A 5,350-nucleotide genomic window follows, 5' to 3' on the forward strand; every position below is an offset into this window, starting at 1 on the left:
GTATACACCTCCTACCGGATTAGGGAGGTAGAATACTGCTGCCCGAATCCGGATGCGGTGGCCGCCAGGCTGAAAAAGGCCCAGTTTCTGAGTCTCCCTAAGATAGATAGATCTATCTTAGGCAATCTATCTATCTCACACACGCGCGCGCGCACGCGAGGCGACAGCGGCGAAGGATCTGCCCCCAAGGCCGACTGTGTTACCGTTCCGTTCGATCCCGACCTCTACCCCCACCTTACCGCACTAGGTTTCGGGCCAGGCCAGTTGGCCCAAATCCGAGAGACCTGGACCCAGCGTGAGCTGGACCTGAACGGACTTCCTGAGGCCCTAGACAGAGCCGAGTGGATGGCGGCGCATCCGGAAGAATGCCTGAAGGGAGTGGACCGCCCCCTGGGGTATATTTTCCGCAGCCTTAAAAACGGCATCCCATCACCACCCCCTGGCTACCTGTCCCGAAAAGAGCGCGTGGCCAAGGAATTGCGAAAACAGGCGGAGCGCATCAGGGAGCTTGAGAAACAGCACTTCGAGGATTCTTTTCTCGTCTGGTGGCATTCCCTGTCAGACGACGAACGCCGGCAAATCGACTCGACGAACAAAACCAGAGCGATGTGGGATGTCCACCGCCGCGAATACTACCGGCAACACGTGTACAAGCCCCTCTAACGCACGAGATTGCCCCAGAACGAACGATCCCCCCGAAAGCTGATGTGAGGTATGCCCTCCGGGAAGATCGTGCAACAGAAGGCAATCTCGTGCGTCAGCGACCACTATCCCCTTCTCACCTCCTGGCGCACAAAACACCCCTCCCCCAAAAGAGATAAATAACACAAAAAAGGCGCACACTTTTGATTATTCTGGAGTCGGACAAATGTGTGCAGTCTGTTATCATTTGAGCCAACGGAAAAAATGACGAACAAGGAGAAAAAATAATGAACAAACCACCTTTATTTGTAAGCACAGGAACTCGGGATCAGGAAGTAGCGAACTTTCTGAACAATTTATTTGTGCAGGCAGTCCGGTGGAAGGTTTCGGACATCCACATTGAAGATTACGAGGATGGCGTAAGAATACGCCTTCGGCATAACGGCCTCCTTGTCGAGCAGTACAAAAATCTGGACAAGCATTTTGGGCGGGAACTGGGCTCCAAAATACGGGCGCGGGCCAAACTTCCTCTGTCAGATCGCGAAACGCCGTTGGATGGACGAATAATACTGCACATTGAAGGACGATATGTGGACGTGCGTGTGTCGATAGTACCCACCAGCCACGGAGAATCCATCGTCTGCCGGCTGCTGGATCAGCAGAATGCAGGCATGCCCTTCGAGGCAATAGAAATGACTTCGGAAGTACGCGCAGCCATCCGCCGTGCAATGGAACGTCCGGACGGTATGCTGCTGGCATCCGGACCGACCGGTTCCGGCAAGACAACCACACTATACTCCGTGCTCCACGAACTCAACGAACCGACCAAAAAAATTATCACCATCGAGGATCCGGTGGAATACCGTCTGCCCTACGCCTGTCAAATCCCCGTTTCCGTCAATACCAGTTTTCCCAGGGCAATTCGCGCCGTTTTGCGACAGGACCCGGACATTATTTTGGTAGGCGAGATTCGGGACAGCGAGACGGCCAAGGTTTCGATCCAGGCAGCGATGACGGGCCACCTGGTGTTGTCGTCAATCCATGCGAATGACGCCCCCACAACAATTACTCGCCTTATGGACCTGATGGAAGACGCAGAAGGTCGGAAAGCTGATCCTTATCTGCTTGAGCTTACCCTATCTGGAATAATAGCTCAGAGGCTTGTTCGAGTACTTTGTCCGAAATGCAAACAGCCCGGACCACCGGAAAACGGGGAAGCGTTGTGGCTGAAACGCATTGGATACGATCCGCAGCAGATGACTGTATATTATCCGGTAGGATGCGAAGAGTGTCATAACATCGGTTTTGTAGGACAGACACCCATTATTGAATATCTGGAAATCACGCCTGAAATCCGACGGACAATAAAAACGAGAAACAGAGAAAACCTGCAGAAGGTCGCCCTGAAACAACCGCAGTACCAACCACTGATTCACGGTGCAATTTCCAAGGCAATATCCGGTATAACCAGTCTAAAGGAAATACGGAGGGTAATCCGGGATGCGGAAATTTAAGAAGACGCACATTGCATTACTTTTCTCGTTAATGTTGATTGCAGGCACAGCTCAGGCGGGAATGCCGGAACTTGAGTTATTCCGGCATCCGGTTCCCAATGGAGTAAAGTACGAAAACCTTAATACGGTATACGAAGTGTTTGCTTTTACCTGCCCCCACTGCAGGGACAATGATCCCCTATTTGACCAATGGAGCAGAACCCTGCCTGGATCAATACAGTATGAACAGATTCCTGTCGTTACTCCGCACCGTTCCACATTGCTACTTGCACGCGCATACTACGCAGCGATGGAAGCCGTTCCAGAACGATTGACGCTTATGAAGAAGATATTATTTAACCTTGGTACTGGACAGGATCAATCGAAATTGATTTCGGAAAATACATACTTTGCTGCGGCTAAACAGTCAGGCATGGACATAAAGCGCTTTGCGAGCGCATGGAACTCTACTGCAGTCAGAAATCGCATGTTAAGGGCTGCGCACATTATCCGAACATATAGGATTAGGCAGGTACCCACACTTATTCTCGGAGGAGAATACGTGATTTCGCCTTCTATGACAGAAGGAGACATGTCCACATTTATCAAACTTGCTAACGGGATAATATCTCTTCAATGTGGAGAAAAAGCAAAATGACACATTGTGTAAACTTGCTTCCAATAAACAGAAGGAGAAAAGGATGCGGATTTTTGCGAGTTTCGTCTCCAGAATGATGTTACTGATTTTTACCATGTTTGTACTATCTGGGGTAGCTGTAGCAGAAAAATACACACCACCCCAACCCGTTCTGAACACAATGAAACAAATGAGTAAGTTTGGAATTAAAGTAATCAATTATTTCCAAGGTCCCATAAGCCTTACTGGCATTGTCGCAGAGGTATCCAATCCGCAAATAAAGATTCCCGGTGCAGACAAACGCATAATTTACTATATTGATCCCACCGGGCAGTACCTTATTGCCGGAGCAATTATAGATTTGAAAGAAAGGCGCAACCTTGTTGCAGAAGCATCTGCAACATATTTGGAACACGACAGAAAACTTCCGACAGCTAGTGAACTGGCCACACTGGCATATGTAGAACATCAGCCTTCACGCAATGGTCGCTGGATATATCTCTTTGTTGATCCAACATGCCCCCACTGCCGAAGAGAAGTCAGGGAGATGAAAAATGCCATTGAAAAAGGAGAGCTCGGTGGAACGGGTGTGCGATGGGTACCGATATCTCTGGGAAATCCGCGGGCAACTACTGCGGTAAGCTTGCTTTTGGGAACCACAAACGGACGTCTGGAACAATTCATATCACTTTACTTGGACGCATTACCGTCGGCAGGAACACTGACCGATATACTGAAAACCCCCGCCAAACAAAGGGTTCTGGCCGCCGGAAGTTCCGCATTGGAAAGAAATCTAAATTACCTAGCCAAATACAATATATCCGGAGTGCCTTACGCTGTAACGGTAACCCCGGATGACATACACCAGACATTTCAGGGGTACACCAGTCCGCAGAGCTTTTTTGGTCCAAAAGAGAGAAAAAAATGAACCAAGAGGGCTGTTTTTCTATGTGAGCAATTGGAATGTTTTGTCGAACGACACTATAATATCCACCGATATTCATGATGGAGGGAAGTATGTTGGCCAAGAAATCCAATATGATTGCATGGGCACATGTGGTTGTGGTGTGGCTGCTGTTGAGCGCTACAGGCTGTGCTACTGGATCCAGTAAGTATGCCTGCCCTGGAATGCCGGATGGTGTGATATGCAAGGATCCGATCCAAGTATACCATTTAACCGAAAACGCCGACGAAGTAACAGAAACTTTACAATCTATGAATGGGAAACACGCCAATGAAAAAGCCGAACAGTCCGAAACGGAAAATGTACTACCGAAATTGTTAGCTCCCCAATACGGTCCTAAACCAATTCTGCAACCAGCCCAAATTGTACGAATATGGATAGCACCTTGGATAGACGAACGGTCCGATTTGCATTGGCCCGGATACCTGTATACCGAAGTTACACCACGTCAGTGGACCATTGGCGAAGATGAAATGTTTAATTCCGCTCCGCTTGTACCGTTGCAGATACAGCGGAGAACAGATGTAGAGAATGCCACGAAGAAAGGAGGTGAATAATACAAAGACAGCATCGAAAGGGGCTTCTAACATTCAACAATGCTTTTGGTATGAAGGAGGAAACGAAAATGAAAAAGAGTCTGATGTTGGCCATGGTGTTTGGAGTAGCTATGATGCTTCCCTCGCTTGTATTTGCTGGTACAGGCGGAGAAGTGGAATTCGGGCAAGTGTACCAGACAATTAGCGAATGGTTCCGCGGAACCTTGGGCAAAACGATCGCACTTTCAGCCCTGGGTGTCGGCCTTGGTATGGGCGTGGTGCGACAAAGCATGATGGCCGTTGTGTTGGGCATTGCCATGGGCATTGGGATTTATTACGGCCCGGACGTTATCGACGGTATCGTGAGCGCAGTTATTATGTAGCATATTTTCCCCCGAACAGGAGAAAAACTGTTCGGGGAAAAACCAACCGGTAGGTCCAACCAATGTCGATGAATCCAGTAGATGCAGCAAAAAGGTCGCGAGCGGAAGAAACATTCCCGGTATTGGCATGGGATCCAGAAACCGGCATGTACATAGTAGAAGGTAACGAGTGCAGCTATGCCGGAGCCGTACTTCTTGGGTCCCCCATGCCCGGTGCGGACGATACCACCACGGAACAGCTCAAGAGCATTCTAAGTTCCGGATATCCGGCCGGAACATTTATTCAGTTCTCATTGTTATCCATTCCGGACATTTCTCCGTGGCTGAATTTTTACGAACAGGCACACCAATCTTGGAATCAGGATTTCTATAATGAAAAACAGGCGCAAATTGTGGGTGACTTGTGCCGGCGGCGGATTGAATACCTACATAAGGGAAGCAAAGAATCCCTTCTGAGCAATAAGGTTCTCTTTAATACTCAATATCTTATCATATCAATTAAGATTCCGGTAGACGTTATACCCAAGGAAGAGGAAGTGGCGAATGCTGAAAATCATGTTATCCGTCTGGAGGAAGCGCTTGGCACAATAGGCATAAAATCGCTCCACCGGATGGAACCTCCGGAATATCTTGCATTTATGCGCCGCATTTTTCATATCTATGACCCGGAATACAGGGCCTATGATGAAAATGTG

At 48.7% G+C, this 5,350-nt stretch carries 6 protein-coding genes and 1 pseudogene; all 7 read left to right on the forward strand.

Annotation, left to right across the window (positions count from 1 at the left end):
* Window positions 1-663, forward strand: a pseudogene (locus B9A12_RS17440) (hypothetical protein); the annotation flags it as partial.
* A 266-nt stretch (window positions 664-929) separates the two neighbouring features.
* Window positions 930-2,156: a GspE/PulE family protein gene (locus B9A12_RS16215; RefSeq protein WP_084059134.1), complete on the forward strand. Its 1,227-nt coding sequence runs from the start codon at window positions 930-932 to the stop codon at window positions 2,154-2,156.
* Window positions 2,143-2,793 (forward strand): thiol:disulfide interchange protein DsbA/DsbL, encoded by a 651-nt coding sequence (locus tag B9A12_RS16220; protein WP_084059135.1) that lies wholly within the window; start codon window positions 2,143-2,145, stop codon window positions 2,791-2,793. Before B9A12_RS16215 ends, B9A12_RS16220 begins: the two co-directional genes overlap by 14 nt.
* A 43-nt stretch (window positions 2,794-2,836) precedes the next feature.
* Window positions 2,837-3,700, forward strand: a complete 864-nt coding sequence (locus B9A12_RS16810; RefSeq protein WP_139796695.1) for a disulfide isomerase DsbC N-terminal domain-containing protein — start codon at window positions 2,837-2,839, stop codon at window positions 3,698-3,700.
* Window positions 3,701-3,789: 89 nt separating this feature from the next.
* Window positions 3,790-4,293: a TraV family lipoprotein gene (locus tag B9A12_RS16225; RefSeq protein ID WP_170920686.1), complete on the forward strand. Its 504-nt coding sequence runs from the start codon at window positions 3,790-3,792 to the stop codon at window positions 4,291-4,293.
* A 50-nt stretch (window positions 4,294-4,343) separates the two neighbouring features.
* Window positions 4,344-4,655: a TraA family conjugative transfer protein gene (gene traA / locus B9A12_RS16230; protein WP_483863795.1), complete on the forward strand. Its 312-nt coding sequence runs from the start codon at window positions 4,344-4,346 to the stop codon at window positions 4,653-4,655.
* Window positions 4,656-4,723: 68 nt separating this feature from the next.
* Window positions 4,724-5,350 (forward strand): TraC family protein (locus B9A12_RS16235; RefSeq protein WP_170920687.1); only part of this gene is annotated, 627 nt, incomplete at its 3' end.

This window comes from Desulfacinum hydrothermale DSM 13146 (assembly GCF_900176285.1).
GTDB lineage: Bacteria > Desulfobacterota > Syntrophobacteria > Syntrophobacterales > DSM-9756 > Desulfacinum > Desulfacinum hydrothermale.